This window comes from Bacillus sp. B1-WWTP-T-0.5-Post-4 (genome assembly GCF_009183795.1).
Classification (GTDB): domain Bacteria; phylum Bacillota; class Bacilli; order Bacillales; family Bacillaceae_G; genus Bacillus_A; species Bacillus_A cereus.
On record NZ_WEIJ01000001.1, the window covers coordinates 742,745 to 760,855 of the forward strand.

The following is an 18,111-nucleotide window of genomic DNA, read 5'->3' on the forward strand; positions in this document are numbered from 1 at the left end:
CTTTTCCTTTCTCTCATCCAATCTATCCTCTACTTCATTCGTTCTATCTTCATTATATAAATTCTTAGTGAAAAAGAGCTATTAGCTTGCGCTTCTAGCTCTCTTATCCTATTACTTACGGTATGTAAAGAGAATAAAATACAACTTCTACTCTCTTTCTTTTTGCAGTATATCTTTTAATTCTTCAATAAATACATTTAAATCTTTAAATTGACGATATACAGAAGCAAAACGTACGTAAGCAACATCATCAATATCGCGAAGTTCTTCCATAACAATTTCACCAATCATATCACTTTTCACTTCTGATATACCTAAATTACGCAGTTCACGTTCCACGCTTTGTGTTACTTCTTCTAATTGTCTTAAAGATACTGGTCTTTTTTCACACGCTTTAATTAAACCGCGTAAAATCTTTTCTTTATTAAACTCTTCTCGTGTGCCTTCTTTTTTTACAACGATAAGAGGTGACTCTTCTACCCTTTCAAAGGTCGTAAAGCGACTTAAGCAGCTTTCACACTCTCTCCTTCTTCGAATAGAGCGCCCCTCGTCTACCGGACGCGAATCTAACACTCTTGTACCATTATGAGAACAGGATGGACAACGCAATTCATTCACTCCTTTACACTATACTCTTTATTTTTCTCTACTCACTTCACCTAAAATATATATACAATATTATATAACTCATTCTAACTCTCTTACCACTTTAAGTTCCAGCGCATCACTTTATCATCTCATCCTTAAAAATAAGATGGTATATAGGGCACTACCTCATTTGCAAGAGTCCAATTTATTCAACTAACGAGTACGTTATATTTTCCCTTTTTTATAAACTAAAAAAGAGGTGCATTATACACCTCTTTACATTTTAAATCAATTATGTTCTTTTTTAAAGAGCTTTTGTTTCTCTCTGCTTAATTTCGAAGCTACCAGTGCCTCGAGGAAGCTCGATGCTCTCACGCGTTTTCGCGTTTAAACCCTCTGCAATATATTCTGCAGCAACATTTGGATCAATACGATCCCCACAAGTATAAACATCAATACTTGCGTAACCGTGCTCCGGAAAGCTATGAATTGTTAAATGTGATTCTGAGATAATTACTACTCCACTTACACCTTGTGGTGCAAATTTATGGAAAGCAACCTCACGCACTTCAGCACCAGCTCTTAGTGCTGCATCCACAAATAATTGTTCAATATACGGCATGTCATTAAGCTTGTCGAAATCGCAATCCCAAAGTTCAGCGATCACGTGACGACCCATCGTATCCATAGTATCCATTCTACAGTTCCCCCTTGTAAATTTATTCTAACTGTTCGAATTGAAAACTAATTTGCAATTTGGCTTGCTCCACTACCACGGGGGAAAGTTAGTCCAGAGAGGTCCTAACCCTTTAAGTAGTGACTACGTACCTCAGCTCTTAAGTTTACGAGTGTTAGTATACTTTGTTTATTTTCATTTTGCAACAACAGTTTTTTCGATTTTCTGTCATATTTTCCTCTTTACTTTTCCCTAAAAAAAATAAACGATTCACAAATGCAGTAATCACAACGTTTCGTGGTATGTCCACTTTTTAAAATATACTTATATAATTTTTTTCCTTTTCAGAAAAAATTAAAAAAAGAGGGCAATTATTGCCTTGCCCTCTCCTCCCTTATTCACTTAAATGTGTTGCACATTTTCTTGTTTCGCTAACTCTTGAACAACTAACGTTACAAGATCTACAACACGACGAGAGTAGCCCCACTCGTTATCATACCAAGCAAGTACTTTCACTTTACGATCACCCATTACCATTGTAGATAAACCATCGATAATAGCTGAGTGTGTATTTGTATTAAAGTCGATAGATACTAAAGGCTCTTCGCTGAATTCTACAATACCTTTTAACGCACCGTTTGCAACAGTTTTGAATGCATCGTTAATAGCTTCAACTGTCACATCGCGTTTTACATCTACTACTAAATCAACAAGAGACACGTTTGGTGTTGGTACACGAAGTGCCATACCATGAAGTTTTCCGTTTAAATGTGGAAGAACTTTTGCTAGCGCTTTCGCAGCACCTGTCGTTGTCGGAATGATTGATTGTCCGCAAGCACGTGCTCTTCTTAAATCTTTATGTGGGTTATCAATATTTTTTTGGTCATTTGTATAAGCGTGAACTGTCGTCATTAAACCGTTTTCAATTCCAAACTGCTCATCTAACACCTTCACAACAGGCGCTAAACAATTTGTTGTACAAGATGCATTTGAAATAACAGTATGTTTTGTAATATCTAATTGGTCTTCGTTCACACCAACTACAATTGTTACATCTTCATTTTTACCAGGCGCTGTTAAAATAACTTTTTTCGCTCCAGCTTCAACGTGAAGAATTGCTTTTTCTTTCGAATTAAATTTACCAGTTGCTTCAATTACAACTTCAACACCTAAATCTGTCCAAGGCAATTCCTTTGGATCGCGGTTGTTTAAAAGGCGAATCATTTTTCCATCAACTAATAAGTGATCTTCAAATGCTTCTACTGTTCCGTCAAACTTGCCATGAACTGTATCATATTTAATTAAGTGTGCTAACGTTTCAGATGGATAGCTTGCATTGATTGCTACAATTTCGAATGCGCTTTCTTTTATTGCTTGACGAAATACCATTCTCCCAATACGTCCAAATCCATTAATTGCCACACGAGTCATAATATGTTATCCCCCTTGAATGCGTTATACTATTTATCTCCAATCCCAATAATAGTATAACACAAAAAGGGGATATGTCACTAAGCATTTTCATTAATTTCACAATTTTTTAGTCAATAATGTTCCACTTTTTTAAAATTACCTGCAATTGTGTTTTCGTTCCCATAATTGTGCCATCATTATTTATCACTTCATCTGCATTTTTCATTTTTTCTTCTAACGGCATTTGAGATTGAATACGAGCTGTTGCTTCTTCTTCTGAAAAGTTATTTCGCTTCATTAAACGTTCTAATTGCGTATGCGGCTTAACCGCTACAACTAAAATGCGGTCAACGAGACTTGTTAATTTGCTTTCAAATAAGAGAGGAATATCTAACACAACCGCTTGCATACCTTCTTTTATGTACATTTCCTTTTGCCTATTCATTTCCTCACGCACTGCAGGATGAACAATTTTATTTAACTGCAATCGTTTTTCTTCATTATAGAAAACGACACTTCCTAGTTTTGGACGATCTAATTCTCCATCTTCTTGTAACACTTCCGTTCCAAATACTTCTACTATTTTGTTATATGCTGGTTTTCCTCGCTCTACAACTTCTCTTGCGATAATATCTGCATCAATAACTGGTATGCTCAGTTCACGAAACATTTCTGATACCGTACTTTTTCCGCTTGCAATGCCTCCCGTTAATCCAATTACTACTGTCATAATAATCCTCCTCATAATAAAAGGCGCGAAACTAATGTTCCACGCCCATACTTACATTTTCCAAATTCCAATAATGATGAGTAATACTCCAGGCAGGAATGTAAATTTTTGTAACCACTTCATATTTGATAAAACCGTTCCAAGTTTCATTCCAATAAATAAAAACAAAGAACTCATAACTGCAACTAATATCGCCATCATAGCGGGTGCATACCCTAATAAAGATGCACCAATTCCGGCACCAAATGAATCTACAGAAAGAGCTATACCAAGAAGTAATGCTTCTCCTGCAGAAATGGTGCCTGATTTATCAAAATCTGCAACAGTCGGTTTCCGTAAAATTTGAATCACTAGGCCTAGCGAGGCAATCTCTAATTTCCAGACCTTCTCCTCTTGCTTCGGTTCTTCTTTTTTCTCACTTCGAAAAAATTGATATAATACCCAAATCCCTATTCCAATAAGAACAAGCCCACCGATACGCGTTGCGATAACAGGTGAAAATACTTTCGCGATCATATGTCCAATTCCCATTGAAACAAGCATAACAGCCGCTGAACACATTCCGATAATTATAATTGATCTTAGTGGAATTCTTACGCTTCTTAAACCATATGTTAGCCCTACACTACAGCTATCTAAGCTTAATGTAAAAGCTAATAAAATAAGAGATAAATAAAGGTACATCGGTAAGCTCCTCCCTTATACATAGCTCTGCTGTATGTATATGACAAATGCCTATCCGATGTTATCTCTTTTCTATATTCTAGGCTGACAAATTGGGCAGTAATGCGTTCCTCGCCCGCCAACAACTGTTTTTTCTAATATCGTGCCACAAGTTACGCACGGCTCTCCCTTTTTCCCATATACATTTAGGAGTTCTTGGAACGAACCAATTTGCCCCTGTGAGTTGATATACGTCCGAATTGTACTTCCGCCACGCTTTACTGCTTCGCCTAACGTTGTAACGGTAGCCTCATAAATTCGCTCAATTTCTTCTACTGTTAAAGACGAAGCTTCTCGTTCTGGATGAATTTGAGAACGGAATAAAACTTCATCTACATATATATTTCCAAGCCCTACTAAAAGACGCTGGTCCAGTAGCACAACTTTTATTTTACGATTTGTCTTTTGTAATCTTTCTTGTAAATACTGCGGTGTCATTTCAGCATCAAATGGCTCCGGACCTAAGTCAGCAAGAGGCATTTGGTTCATTTCTTCACCTTTCTTAAAGAGATGCATCGTACCAAACTTTCTCACATCTTTATAATGTAATTCCGTTCCATCTGTAAATAAGAAACGGACGTGCGTATGTTTATCAATCGGCTCATCCTCTTGATGTAATAAAAACTTACCTTCCATACGCAAATGTGAAACAATGACATAATTCGTTACATATAAAAGCAAAAACTTTCCTCTTCGCTTTATATTTTCAATCTTCTCGCCTTTTAGCATTTCTTTAAAGATTTCTGCATCATCCGGTCGTTTCACTATTTTTGGATAAGTAACAATAACATCTTCAATCGTTTTTCCTGTTACAAGATTTTCAAGTGTCCGTCTGACGTTTTCAACCTCTGGTAATTCAGGCATTTCATCACTTCCTTATTTTGCGTCGTACCAAGTTGGACCGTAAGAATAATCAACTTTCAGCGGAACTGCAAGTTCAATCGCATGTTCCATTACTTCAGGTACAAGCTGCTCTAATTTTTCGATTTCTTCTTTTGGTGCTTCAAATATTAATTCATCGTGTACTTGCAGAAGAAGACGCGCTTGTAATCCTTCTTCTTCTAAACGATCTGCCATAATAATCATCGCTTTTTTAATAATATCTGCTGCAGTACCTTGAATTGGTGTATTCATCGCTGTACGCTCAGCGAAGCTACGCAAGTTAAAATTACGACTCGTAATTTCTGGAATATAACGGCGACGATTTAATAATGTAGCTACATATCCTTTTTGTTTCGCATCTTTTACGATGTCCTCCATGTATTCTTGTACACCAGGGAAACTTTCTAAATACTTTTCAATAAATTCCGCTGCTGCTTTTCTTGTAATTCCTAAGTTTTGTGAAAGACCATAATCACTAATACCATACACAATTCCGAAGTTAACAGCTTTCGCTTGTCGTCTCATATTTGAAGTTACTTCATCTTTTTCAACGCCAAATACATCCATAGCTGTTTTCGTATGAATATCCATGTCATGTTGGAACGCTTCAACTAGCCCTTTATCATTTGCAATATGAGCTAATACACGCAGTTCGATTTGTGAATAATCAGCCGCATACATAATCCATCCTTCTTGTGATGGAACAAATGCCTGACGAATCTTTCTTCCTTCTTCTAATCGAATCGGGATATTTTGCAAGTTCGGATCCGTTGAACTTAATCGACCTGTTTGCGTTAACACTTGATTAAAGCGAGTATGAATTTTAGATGAATCTTCATGTACAACTTTCAGTAAACCTTCAATGTAAGTTGAATTTAGCTTCCCTAATTGACGATAATGTAAAATATTTGGAATAATTTCATGGTGATTCATAAGCTTATCTAGTACATCAGCTGACGTAGAATAACCTGTTTTCGTCTTTTTAATAACCGGTAAGTTTAAGTTCTCAAACAGAATAACACCAAGCTGCTTCGGTGAATTAATATTAAATTCTGTTCCCGCAAGCTTATAAATTTCCTGTTCCATTTCCTTTAATCTACCCGCAAGTTCTTCTCCCATATTACGAAGACGCTCTGTATCAACTTTTACACCCTTTACTTCCATATCAGCTAATACACGTGCAAGCGGCAATTCTAACTCTGTAAACAGTTCATATTGCTCATTCTTCTTTAACTCTTCAACGAATGTTTGCTTTACATCATATAATACATGCACTTTACGAGCCACATGCTCCGCGACTACCTTTAACTCTGGAACAGCACGCTTCGCACCTTTTCCGTAAACTTCTTCATCTGATTTCACAGCATGCGTTTCTTTCATTTTCGCTACAGTACGGAAATCTTTATCTGTATCAGCCGGGTCAAGTAAATAAGCAGCGATTAATAGATCAAAGTCAATCCCTTGCATATCTATCCCATTCCACTTCAGTGCAACAATTGCACGCTTCGCATCAAATGTATGCTTTCTCATCTCTCCATCTGCAAGCCACTCTTTAAAAGCATCTGACTTAAGAGCAATGTCTGTCTGAATAAAGTAACATCCATTTTCATTTTGAATACCGAAACCTTGAATGTCTGCTTTATGATAGTTATCTTCTTGTACTTCAACGATAAGCGCACTATCTTGCTGAAGCATTTCTTCTGTAACTTCTTCCACAATATCAAATGTAATATCATCTAATTCAGCTGGAGCTGTTTCTTCTGGCGTAACGCCTAATTTATTTAAAAGAGATGTAAATCCTAAACTCTCGAACATTGGAATGACATCACTTGCTTCATATCCTTTATACGCCATATCATCCACATGAACTGTAATCGGCGCATCTGTAATAATAGTTGCAAGATCCTTACTCATAAGAGCTTGTTCTTTATTTTCTTCCAGTTTTTCTTTTAATTTCTTCCCACTTACTTGATCTAGATTTTCATACACTTCTTCAACCGTTCCAAACTGTGTTAACAATTTAATCGCCGTTTTTTCACCAACTCCTGGTACACCCGGAATATTATCTGATTGGTCTCCCATTAAACCTTTCATATCGATAATTTGCTTTGGTGATAAGCTGTATTTTTCAAATAAAGCTTCTTTCGTATATTCATCCACTTCTGTAATCCCTTTTCGCGGAATACATACAAGCGTGTTATCAGAAACAAGTTGAAGTAAATCTTTATCTCCTGAAATAACTTTTACACTCGCCCCTTGCTCACTCGCTTCTTTCGCTAACGTTCCCATGATGTCATCCGCTTCATAATTTTCTAATTCATAACGCGGTACATTGAACGCATCCAGCATCTCACGAATAAACGGGAACTGCTCTGATAATTCAGGTGGAGTCTTTTGACGTCCTCCTTTATACTCACTATACGTTTTATGACGGAACGTTGTTTTGCCTGCATCAAACGCCACTAACATATGAGTTGGCTTTTCTTCCTCTAATATTCTCATTAACATCATTGTAAAACCGTAAATTGCGTTCGTATGTATACCTTTGTCGTTATTTAAAAGCGGTAGTGCAAAGAAAGCACGATACGCGATATTATTACCATCTACTAATACGACCTTTTTTTCCAAAATTGAAACCTCCCCATACAAATTTGAAATGATTTTTTTCACAGAAAAAAACCGTTCCTTTCCTCTCTCTATATTAACATGACTAATAGAGAGAAGAAAAATAACGGCTATTTTCTTTCATATATAAAACAGACTTATATTGGCATAAAGGGAAGTGACGAGAACAGCTTAACTATTCTCGTCCAAAATTACTCCTTGGATGAAGGGGTTTTCATGTATTATATTAACAGAGCTTTATTAATATTTAATTAAGCCATTGTTAATATATTGTAAACATCCTTCATCCTATTTTTCAGTTGCTGATTTCGGTAAAACAACTGTAAACGTTGTCCCTTCTCCAACTTCACTATCTACTGTAATCGTACCTTGATGCGCCTCAACTAAATGCTTTACGATCGACAATCCAAGGCCGGTACCACCAGTATTTCTACTTCTTGCTTTATCCACCCGGTAGAAACGTTCAAAAATACGCGGAATTTCCTCTTTACTAATACCAATTCCAGTATCCGATACTTTTATATAAGCATTATATTTATCTTCCGCTAACTCTACTGAAACAACGCCTCCAGCCGGTGTATATACGATTGCGTTATTAATTAAATTAATAAAGATTTGTTTCAAACGACTTGGATCTCCAATAACAGAGGCACGTTTTAATACATTAACTTGTAAAGAGATTTCTTTTTCTCCTGCTTTATTATCAAGTACCATATGAATATCTTCAAGCAGCCCCTTCATATCAACGGTTCCCATATTTAATTTAAATCCTTGTTGTTCGATCTTCGACAAATCTAATAAATCTTCAATTAATCCTTGCATGCGCTCACTTTCTTTTAAAATAATGTGCAAGAAATGTTCGCAGAATTTTTTATTATCCATCGCTCCGTCTAAGAGTGTTTCTGAAAAACCTTTAATAGAAGTAATCGGTGTCTTTAATTCATGAGAAACATTCGCTAAAAAGTCTTTTCTCATTTGTTCTAATTTCTTTAACTCTGTTATGTCATGGAATACGAGAACAATCCCTTTCCATTCATGGTTTGTCCCGATAATCGGCGCTCCATATACTTCGAAATGCTTCCGTTCAATTCCAAGTGGCAATAACATTTGTTTACGCACTTTCACTTCTGTCATAAAGATTTCTTCTACAAGCTCAATAATTTCTGTATGATGAAACGATTCATAATATAAGCGATCTAAATATTCTTCATCTGTTACGTGGAAAGTTTCCTTATAAGAGCGGTTTACAAGGTTTATATATCCTCGGCTATCAATTAAAATCATTCCGCTTCCCATATTTTCAATTAACGTATGCAGACGATCTTGCTGCATTTCTTGTTCAAGTGTCATCTCTTGTAAATTTCGAGCTAAAATATTAATCGCTTTACTCAGCATCCCTGTTTCATCCGAATGACTTTCGTATGCACGTGCTTTATAATTGCCCTTTGCCAATTCAATTGCAACTTTCGTAACCGATTCAATTGGCCTAATATATTGCCCTGTAATTTTCATACCTAAAAATACAACTACGAGACAAGCAATGACAAATCCGATAATTAATAATCCCCACGTTTTTTGATGTACGTCTCTTAAAGGATCAATTATACTTTTCACCAAAATGTATCCTTGTTTTCCTTCTACATCTTGAACGAACACCGCATGATAAAATTCATTCTTTCGATCCGTTTCTTTCGTAATCACTTTACTTCGTTGTTTTGCCACTTCCGAAGAAAGTTCTTTAATCGTCTCTGGACTAAATGCCAATTCTTGTCCTTTTCTATATTGAACTTTCTTTTTTTCATCCAAAAATACGATAGAAGCTGGTATTTTTTCTTCTAACTTTTCAAATACGTATGGGTTTTTTAAGACATTATCAAAACCTTGCTCTTCTGCTAACGTCGCAACATACTCTGTCTCTTTTACCATTCTCTCTTTAGCATGATCTATATAGTAGTTTTCAAACACAGTTTCTAGTAATAAACCTAGTCCAACTAAAATAAATACAATAAGAGAAACAAATGTAAAAAGAAGCCTGGAACGAAATTTATTCATTCCCTTTTGGCTCCTCTAATTTATATCCTAAACCACGTATCGTTTTAATGTACGTCGGTTTTTTCGTATTTTGTTCAATTTTATCGCGCAAATGGCTAATATGAACATCAACAATTCGTGTATCACCAGCAAAATCGTAATTCCATACAGCACTTAGTAATTGATCACGTGTCAACACGCGACTTTTATTTTTCGCAAGATACACAAGTAGTTCAAATTCTTTTGGTGTTAATTCAAGCTTTCTTCCTTGGAAATAAGCCTCATAAAACTCCGGTAAAATTTTAAGTTCTGCAATTGTGATGCTATCTTCATCTGGCGCTTCTGCAACTTGTTCTTCTTGTTGTAATTTCGTACGGCGCAAAATCGCCTTCACACGAGCAACAACTTCTCTTGGACTAAATGGCTTTGTCATATAATCATCTGCCCCAAGTTCAAGGCCTAGCACCTTATCAAACTCATCATCTTTTGCCGTTAACATTAAAATCGGCGTCATAACGCGCTGCAATCGTAATTCTTTACACACTTCCATACCATCCATTTTCGGAAGCATTAAATCTAATATAATTAAATCTGGGCGTTCTGTTGTCGCTTTTTGAAGCGCCATTTCTCCATCCATCGCTGTTATAACTTCAAACCCAGCTTGTTGTAAATTAAATTCGATTAAAGTTAAGATAAATTCCTCATCATCAACTACTAAAATACGATTGTTCATTCTTTTCCTCCAAGTTATAGACTTGAAACCTTCTTCATCCTAGTATTTTCCCCGTTATTCTCATCATACTAGAAAACAAGGTCCCTCTCAATATAATTGTCTATTCATGGAGATCGTTTGTGTAGAATTGAGAAAATAGAAGTAATTACGATTCATCTGCAACTACACAGGATTTTGCCAAACTTTATAGATTGCCCTCTCTTCTTTAAAGCTCACTTCCGTATGAACTATAAAATCTTGATTTTGTGCTAGGAAAAACGAAAGAGCATACGCTATTTTATAATCTGGTGTTTCATATCCATCAAATACTCTCCCGTACATTTCATTCGCAACCCCGTCTGCCCACACTTCAGCTTCTCTTACCGTTTCAAAGATCACGTCTTCTCTTTTCCACCTTACCTAAAAAACCACTCCTTTAATTGACTTCAATTACCGATAATTATATCATTAATCTTAATATATAAATTAATAATATACGGAGGTCTATTATGCGACTAATACTATCCATTCTATCTTTAGCAGTCACATGTATCCTTGCTTTTAACGCTCCGAGCTGGGATACGATTAAAACGGGGTGCTCAGAATTTGCTGAAGGGTTCAAAGAAGGGTTCTTCAACTAAAAATAGCGCTAGCATCCTTATGAAAGGTATGCTAGCGCTATTCATATTTTCATCTTTTTAAAAATTATCTAATGCTTTTTCCATAATAGAAACTGATTTAAAAGGTGGCGTTACTGTTAATGAACCTTTCACAACAGTTTCTCCTTTTTCATCATGAGCAGATACAAGCATATCAATTGTATGTTCCTCCTCAGAAACAGCCACAACTTCAAAGTGGATTTGTAACGTTTCATAATGGTGAACATGTTTCACGAATGTAAGGTCCTTTCTCGTAATATGACTTCCTGGACCCGGTAAATATTTCGTAACCGCCGTTGTAATCATTCCCGTTAGCATAATGCTTGGTACAATCGGCTTTTCATACGGAGTTTGGGATGCGTAATCATGCTGAATATATAATGGATTGGCATCATTCGTTAACCCTAAGTACAATAACAAATCTTTATCCTCAATTTTTTCAGTGATAGATAATTTCTCTCCTACTGTAATTTCATCCATTTTACGACCAATTTGAACTTTTTTCTTTAACATGTTACAACCCCCTCCGATTTTTTCACCTTATTATCCTACTAAAAGCGATACCTTATCCGAAATTTACTATGATGAGGGCAATGTATAGTATAAATCTACAGTTTCATTATAGGATATTACAAATGATAGCGTTTTCATATTATTTCAAAAAAACAATTCGGTAAATAGTAGAAAAAGATTCGGAATCCCGAATCTTTTTCACTACTATTCAATTATTAAACAAGAACTTTCATTACATTACGTACAGATTCTACAGAGCGATCTAACGCTTCTTTTTCATCTGCAAGAAGTTCTAATTCAATAATTTTTTCAATTCCGTTACCACCTAGAATTACTGGTACCCCTAAGTAAAGGTCACTATAACCATACTCACCTTCAAGGTACGCAATAGCTGGTAATATACGGCGTTGATCTTTTAAGATTGCTTCTGTCATTTCAACTAAAGAAGCTGCTGGTGCGTAATATGCACTACCGTTTCCTAATAAGCCTACAATCTCACCGCCACCTTTACGTGTACGTTCTACGATTGCTTCTAAACGCTCTTTCGGAATTAACGTTTCTAACGGAATACCGCCTGCATAAGAATAACGCACAAGAGGTACCATGTCGTCACCGTGTCCGCCAAGAACAAATCCTGTAATGTCTTTTACAGAAAGATTTAATTCTTGTGCGATGAATGTACGGAAACGAGCTGTATCTAATACACCCGATTGGCCGATTACACGCTCTTTCGGGAATCCTGCTTCTTTAAATACAGAATATGTCATTGCATCAACTGGATTTGTTAACACAACAATAATTGCATTTGGTGAATGTTTTGCAATGTCGCGCGTAATACTTTTCATAATTTTAGAGTTTGTTGCTACTAAGTCATCACGGCTCATACCAGGCTTACGTGCAATACCTGCTGTAATAACGACAACGTCAGAATCAGCAGTATCTGCGTAATCAGATGTTCCAATAATGTTAGCATCAAAACCTTGTACTGGGCTCGCTTCTAACATATCTAACGCTTTCCCTTTTGTTGGATTTTCCAGTTGTGGAATGTCCACTAATACAACATCTGCAAGTTCTTTTTGTGCTAATAAGAATGCCGTTGTTGCTCCTGTAAATCCTGCACCGATGACTGAAACCTTCTTGCGTTTGATTGTCATAATTTACCCCCCGCTTTAATTATGCGTTTTTGATTATCGCTACATCCATGTTTTTAATAAGTTCATTAGCGAACTCAGAACATTTCACTTCTGTTGCACCTTCCATTAAGCGTGCGAAATCATAAGTTACTACTTTTGAAGCAATTGTTTTCTCAACAGAAGCAGTTACTAATTTCGCAGCTTCGTTCCATCCTAAGTGTTCTAATAATAATACACCTGAAAGAAGAACAGAAGATGGATTTACTTTATCTAAACCTGCATATTTTGGAGCTGTACCGTGTGTAGCTTCAAAGATAGCATGTCCAGTCACATAGTTAATGTTTGCACCAGGTGCAATACCAATTCCACCTACTTGTGCAGCAAGTGCATCAGAGATATAGTCACCATTTAAGTTCATTGTTGCAACAACATCGAACTCACGTGGACGAGTTAAAATTTGTTGTAAGAAGATGTCTGCAATAGAATCTTTTACGATGATTTTTCCAGCCACTTCAGCGTCTGCCATCGCTTTATTCGCTGCATCTTTACCATCTTTTTCAACGATACGATCGTATTCAGCCCAAGTAAATACTTTGTCGCCAAATTCTTGTTCCGCTACTTCGTAACCCCAGTTTTTGAAAGCACCTTCTGTAAATTTCATAATGTTTCCTTTATGAACTAATGTAACAGAAGAGCGTTTTTCGTTAATTGCATATTGAATTGCAGCACGAACAAGACGCTTTGTCCCTTCTTCTGAAATTGGCTTAATACCAATACCAGATGTTTCTGGGAAGCGGATTTTATTAACACCCATTGCTTCTTTTAAGAAAGCAAGAACTTTTTCTGCTTCTGGAGATCCTTGCGCATATTCAATTCCAGCATAAATGTCTTCTGTATTTTCACGGAAAATAACCATATCAGTATCTTCCGGACGTTTTACAGGTGAAGGAACACCTTCAAAATAACGAACTGGACGTAGACATACATATAAATCTAATTCTTGACGAAGTGCTACGTTTAGAGAACGAATACCACCGCCAACTGGAGTTGTAAGTGGACCTTTAATCGCGATTAAATATTCACGAATTAAGTTTAAAGTTTCTTCTGGTAACCACTCGCCTGTTTGGTTGAATGCTTTTTCCCCTGCAAGCACTTCTTTCCAAACGATTTTCTTCTCACCATCATAAGCTTTTTCAACTGCTGCTTCTAGTACGCGAGATGCAGCTGCCCAAATATCAGGACCAATTCCATCTCCCTCGATAAATGGAATAATCGGATTGTTTGGTACATTCATAACACCATTAGTTACAGTAATTTTTTCACCTGTCGTCAATGTGATAACCCCCATGTTTGAAATTTCATATGTATGAAACTGAGGGAATAACCCCTCAGTTCAAACCGTTAGTCAAATTAAAATATTCTAATCATTACATCTTTCCGAAAAAATCAGACTTTTGAAAGCGTATTTTCACTATCAAAATAGTGTTATTCGCTTATCGTTGTGCAATTGGAACATACACTTGATGCGTTGGTCCATTATAATCAGCACGCGGACGAATTAAACGGTTGTTTTCATATTGTTCTAGAATATGAGCTAACCAGCCTGACATACGGCTAATTGCAAAAATAGGTGTAAATAAGTCATGGTCAATTCCTAAACAATGGTATACAGAAGCTGAATAGAAATCAACATTTGGTGGAAGACCTTTTTCTTTTGTTACAATGTCTTCAATTTTGATAGACATATTATACCATTTCTCTTCTCCTAAAAGCACGCATAATCTCTTAGACATTTCACGTAAGTGTTTTGCACGTGGATCACCCTGCTCATACACACGGTGGCCAAAGCCCATGATTTTCACTTTATTTTGAAGAGCATTATGAATATATGACTCTACATTTTCTTCTTCACCAATCTCAGTTAACATCTTCATTACATTTTCATTTGCCCCACCGTGAAGAGGACCTTTTAATGCACCGATTGCTGCTGTAATACCAGAATATACATCTGAAAGTGTAGCTACGCAAACACGTGCAGTAAATGTAGAAGCGTTTAACTCATGATCTGCATGAAGTACAAGCGCCTTATCAAAAGCTTCAATTTCAACTTCATTTGGCTCGCGATCATTTAACATGTACAAGAAGTTTGCAGCTAATGATAAATCCTTTCTTGGCTCAACAATATCTAAACCTTTACGGATTCTCGCGTAAGCAGCAACTAAAGTTCCTACTTGCGCCTGTAATTTAACCGCTTTCAAATAATTGGACTTTTCGTCCATAATTTCAGCGCTCTCATCGTATAATGATAGCATGGAAATTGCAGTTCGTAAAACAGACATCGGATGTGCAATTTTTAAATCTACTTGTTTCAAATATGTTAAAATCTCACCTGGAACTTTATAGTATTCTGATACAATTTCATTAAATTCTGCTAGTTCTTTTTCATTAGGAAGCTTGCGGTGCCATAATAAGTACACTACTTCTTCAAACGTAGCATTCTCAGCTAAATTATCAATATTATACCCAACATAAGTTAATGTATCATCAATAATAGAGCTCACAGATGATGTTGTTGCTACTACCCCTTCTAAACCTCGAATAACAGTCATGACATTCTCTCCTTTTCCTGAAAATTCTCCCAACCTTGCTCCTTATATCTATTTGCTCCCCTTATGAATTATGAACGCCCGTTCACTCTTTAGGCAAGCAAAATGCACGATCATGCAAATTTGTTGCGATGTTCCCCTCTTATTGTCCATTGTTTACATGGAAAGCATGAGCGTGAATGTCTCCCCGAATCCTCACGCTCAAAACAACAAGTTAGTGAGGAAAATACATTCCGAAGAGTTTTATGATAAAAACAACATAAAACAATATCATTATAAAATTGTTTTATGTTGTTTTTATTTTATCTGGTGTAAAGTCTCTGCTGTTATGTAACTTTTCAAAGTTTCTAATCCTATTATAAACAATTATCTGACTTTTGTGAACAGAAAGAATTCAAAAATTTTATATTACTATAAAATTCCTTATTTAAACATTTGCATAATACTCATAACCGCATAGGCAATTCCAGCCCCAATTAACGGACCAACAGCAACCCCATTAAATAGCGCAACCGCTATAATTGTCCCAAAAACAAGCGCAGTTGTAATGTGAGGATCCGTTGTCAACAATTGTACGCCGCCTTTCGCTAACAAAGCGACCGCTACACCTGAAGCTAAAGCAATCCACGCATAATAAGATTTTGCCGCTTCTCCAAGTTGTTTAAAACCTATTTCCCCCGTCGCAATCGGTACGAGCACCGCTATTGTAATGACCGTTACACCTAGGTTAATTCCTTTCGTTTGTAAATAAGGAAAGACCTTATCTCCTAAAAACGTAAACTTCAATAAAAATAACACACCAATAGCCACAGTAAGCGATTGGTTTTTAGCAATAAGTCCTATAATAAGTAGTATGAATAAAAATAACGTTGACTGACTAATCATGTTTGCACTTCCTTTCTGAAAATAATGAACTCATTTCCAAACAAAAATACCTTTAAACCTATCGTTATACATGCTATATCGATGCCTATTCAACATGAATCACTTCATTTTTTATGTATTTTAAAATGACAAACTGAGACTTTCACCATCAAAATTTAAGCGTGTATACATTTTAAAAAACGGGCGTCTCTTCTTTCTTTTCTAATTAGAAACAGGTAAAATAAAAAGAAGAGAAAATGAAGTTTTTACCATATAGTAGAAGCATCAACACCAAGCTTTCACAGTCACTCACATACTGAAAAAGCAGGAAAAATCCATCATTCCACTATAACATAAAGTGAAACTTTAATCAGTGGGGCATTTTCCACTGATTATTAGTTGAACCAATCGGGCTTTTACGGGCAGTTTATCTCCATCTAACTCCTTTGATCCAGCCGCACTTCGGGTAGGAGATTTACTGCCCGTTAATGCGGGGTAAAGTGAAACTTTAATCAGTGGGGTACACTCGTTATAAGTTGAACGAATTAGGATAATCCAAATTGGAATGGGAGGTATACATCTTTGAACCGAAACTTACTATATATGATATTGCGACTCATATTTGTCATTGTAGCAACGGTAGCTGGGTTCTATGTATTACTATACATGTCAGGGCTTATCTATCCTTTTATTATCGCTTTTGCATTTGCTTATTTGATTAATCCTGTCGTCAATTTCCTTAATCAAAAACTACAATTTCCTCGCGCACTAGCAGTACTCGTTAGCTTAATTCTCGTATTTGGAGCTATCGTTGGACTTGTTACATATCTTGTGACTGAAGCAATATCTGCCACAACATACTTACTACAACTTGTTACAGTAAAGTTTCCAGATATCGTTACATTCGCTCAGCAATTTGCACTTAATCATATTATGCCTCTCTACGATGATTTAATCTCTAAATTTAATCATCTTGGAGAACCACAGCGCTATACAATTACACAAAACATTCAAAACTTAGGAACAGAGGCAACAACACAAATGAAAGAACTTTTAACCGCTATTATAAGCGGGTTAACGAATTTCATTAGTGCACTGCCAACAACTTTAACTGTCCTTGTATTCATTTTATTAGCCACTTTCTTCATTAGTTACGATTGGCACCGTCTTGCTCAGAAAGCAAGAAAATTGCTACCGAATCGTGTACATGGCTATGGAAAAACTATTTTTGTCGACTTAAGAAAAGCTTTGTTTGGTTTTGTGAAAGCACAACTTACACTCGTATCTATGACAACTGTCATTGTACTAATTGGGCTTTTAATATTACGCGTACCATACGCCATTACTATCGCGATTATTACAGGAGTTGTAGATTTACTACCATATTTAGGAACAGGCGCAGTCTTTGTTCCATGGGTTATATACGTATTTTTCACTGGCGATACCGCATTCGCCATTGGTCTTCTCATTTTATACATCGTCGTGATTGTCCAAAGACAAATTATGGAGCCGAAAGTACTTTCATCTAACATCGGTCTCGATCCATTAGCAACACTCGTCGCTCTATTTGTCGGCTTTAAACTTTTTGGGTTTTTAGGATTAATCATCGGTCCAGTCACCTTAGTACTACTCAATACATTACACAAAGCTAATGTCTTCCATGACTTGTGGAAATATATTAAAGGTTCACCTTCAAAATAACAGTTTCTAATTCATACACAACAAAAAACTTACATGTAATCAGTGGGAAATTCCTACTGATTATTCCTTGTACTTATTTTTCATGCTCATTACATAAAACAAGAGAATTGCACTCAAAAAAGATAATTCTCTTGTTTTTTTGCATGAAAAACGCATATTCCGTGGTGTTTTTACATATTTATTCTATTTATTTTATAATTATCATTTACATTTATTACTTTTTATGTAAATGAATAAATATACAAAATAGCATGA

Annotated in this window: 17 protein-coding genes; 2 read left to right on the forward strand and 15 right to left on the reverse strand. The window is 36.1% G+C overall.

Annotated elements, in window-relative coordinates:
• Positions 1 to 147: 147 nt before the first annotated feature.
• The 10 genes from nrdR to GBN91_RS04035 all read right to left on the reverse strand — a co-directional run bounded on the left by nrdR (position 148) and on the right by GBN91_RS04035 (position 10,779).
• A complete protein-coding gene (nrdR, locus tag GBN91_RS03990; RefSeq protein WP_001203687.1) occupies positions 148 to 609 on the reverse strand; it encodes a transcriptional regulator NrdR in 462 nt (153 codons plus the stop codon).
• A gap of 283 nt (positions 610 to 892) precedes the next feature.
• Positions 893 to 1,276 carry an adenosylmethionine decarboxylase gene (gene speD, locus GBN91_RS03995; RefSeq protein ID WP_002003660.1) on the reverse strand — a complete coding sequence of 128 codons (384 nt, stop codon included), beginning with the start codon at positions 1,274 to 1,276 and terminating at the stop codon, positions 893 to 895.
• Positions 1,277 to 1,666: 390 nt separating this feature from the next.
• Positions 1,667 to 2,695: a glyceraldehyde-3-phosphate dehydrogenase gene (locus GBN91_RS04000; protein WP_000198975.1), complete on the reverse strand. Its 1,029-nt coding sequence runs from the start codon at positions 2,693 to 2,695 to the stop codon at positions 1,667 to 1,669.
• Between the two features lie 109 nt (positions 2,696 to 2,804).
• Positions 2,805 to 3,407, reverse strand: a complete 603-nt coding sequence (coaE, locus tag GBN91_RS04005; protein ID WP_000219283.1) for a dephospho-CoA kinase — start codon at positions 3,405 to 3,407, stop codon at positions 2,805 to 2,807.
• A gap of 51 nt (positions 3,408 to 3,458) precedes the next feature.
• Positions 3,459 to 4,091 (reverse strand): sporulation membrane protein YtaF, encoded by a 633-nt coding sequence (gene ytaF / locus GBN91_RS04010; RefSeq protein ID WP_000281744.1) that lies wholly within the window; start codon positions 4,089 to 4,091, stop codon positions 3,459 to 3,461.
• Between the two features lie 72 nt (positions 4,092 to 4,163).
• The gene (gene mutM, locus GBN91_RS04015; protein ID WP_001114478.1) at positions 4,164 to 4,994 is read right to left on the reverse strand and encodes a DNA-formamidopyrimidine glycosylase; all 831 of its coding nucleotides are present in this window, start codon (positions 4,992 to 4,994) and stop codon (positions 4,164 to 4,166) included.
• Between the two features lie 12 nt (positions 4,995 to 5,006).
• Positions 5,007 to 7,640: a DNA polymerase I gene (gene polA, locus GBN91_RS04020; protein WP_006926494.1), complete on the reverse strand. Its 2,634-nt coding sequence runs from the start codon at positions 7,638 to 7,640 to the stop codon at positions 5,007 to 5,009.
• A 285-nt stretch (positions 7,641 to 7,925) separates the two neighbouring features.
• Positions 7,926 to 9,689: a sensory box histidine kinase PhoR gene (gene phoR / locus GBN91_RS04025; RefSeq protein WP_001032106.1), complete on the reverse strand. Its 1,764-nt coding sequence runs from the start codon at positions 9,687 to 9,689 to the stop codon at positions 7,926 to 7,928.
• The gene (gene phoP / locus GBN91_RS04030; RefSeq protein ID WP_001065220.1) at positions 9,682 to 10,401 is read right to left on the reverse strand and encodes a two-component system response regulator PhoP; all 720 of its coding nucleotides are present in this window, start codon (positions 10,399 to 10,401) and stop codon (positions 9,682 to 9,684) included. The genes phoR and phoP overlap by 8 nt, the downstream gene beginning before the upstream one ends.
• 162 nt (positions 10,402 to 10,563) lie before the next feature.
• Complete coding sequence (locus tag GBN91_RS04035; protein WP_002041874.1) at positions 10,564 to 10,779, reverse strand: hypothetical protein; 216 nt, start codon at positions 10,777 to 10,779, stop codon at positions 10,564 to 10,566.
• 110 nt (positions 10,780 to 10,889) lie between these two features.
• On the opposite strand from GBN91_RS04035, the gene GBN91_RS29410 reads away from it, so the two are divergent.
• Positions 10,890 to 11,021: a hypothetical protein gene (locus GBN91_RS29410; RefSeq protein ID WP_001237022.1), complete on the forward strand. Its 132-nt coding sequence runs from the start codon at positions 10,890 to 10,892 to the stop codon at positions 11,019 to 11,021.
• A gap of 57 nt (positions 11,022 to 11,078) precedes the next feature.
• Here GBN91_RS29410 and GBN91_RS04040 read toward each other — a convergent pair whose 3' ends face one another.
• The 5 genes from GBN91_RS04040 to GBN91_RS04065 all read right to left on the reverse strand — a co-directional run bounded on the left by GBN91_RS04040 (position 11,079) and on the right by GBN91_RS04065 (position 16,176).
• Positions 11,079 to 11,552 (reverse strand): MaoC family dehydratase, encoded by a 474-nt coding sequence (locus tag GBN91_RS04040; protein ID WP_000914180.1) that lies wholly within the window; start codon positions 11,550 to 11,552, stop codon positions 11,079 to 11,081.
• Positions 11,553 to 11,767: 215 nt separating this feature from the next.
• A complete protein-coding gene (gene mdh, locus GBN91_RS04045; protein ID WP_000153230.1) occupies positions 11,768 to 12,706 on the reverse strand; it encodes a malate dehydrogenase in 939 nt (312 codons plus the stop codon).
• Between the two features lie 19 nt (positions 12,707 to 12,725).
• Entirely contained in the window at positions 12,726 to 14,018 is a 1,293-nt protein-coding gene (gene icd, locus GBN91_RS04050; protein ID WP_000206898.1) for an NADP-dependent isocitrate dehydrogenase, read from the reverse strand.
• Positions 14,019 to 14,178: 160 nt separating this feature from the next.
• Positions 14,179 to 15,327: a citrate synthase gene (citZ, locus tag GBN91_RS04055; protein ID WP_152121266.1), complete on the reverse strand. Its 1,149-nt coding sequence runs from the start codon at positions 15,325 to 15,327 to the stop codon at positions 14,179 to 14,181.
• A gap of 387 nt (positions 15,328 to 15,714) precedes the next feature.
• Positions 15,715 to 16,176 (reverse strand): DUF441 domain-containing protein, encoded by a 462-nt coding sequence (locus GBN91_RS04065; protein WP_086389537.1) that lies wholly within the window; start codon positions 16,174 to 16,176, stop codon positions 15,715 to 15,717.
• 561 nt (positions 16,177 to 16,737) lie between these two features.
• Between GBN91_RS04065 and ytvI the strand changes: the two genes are divergently transcribed.
• Positions 16,738 to 17,856, forward strand: coding sequence for a sporulation integral membrane protein YtvI (ytvI, locus tag GBN91_RS04070; RefSeq protein ID WP_001081388.1), 1,119 nt, complete (start codon positions 16,738 to 16,740; stop codon positions 17,854 to 17,856).
• Positions 17,857 to 18,111 lie beyond the last annotated feature (255 nt).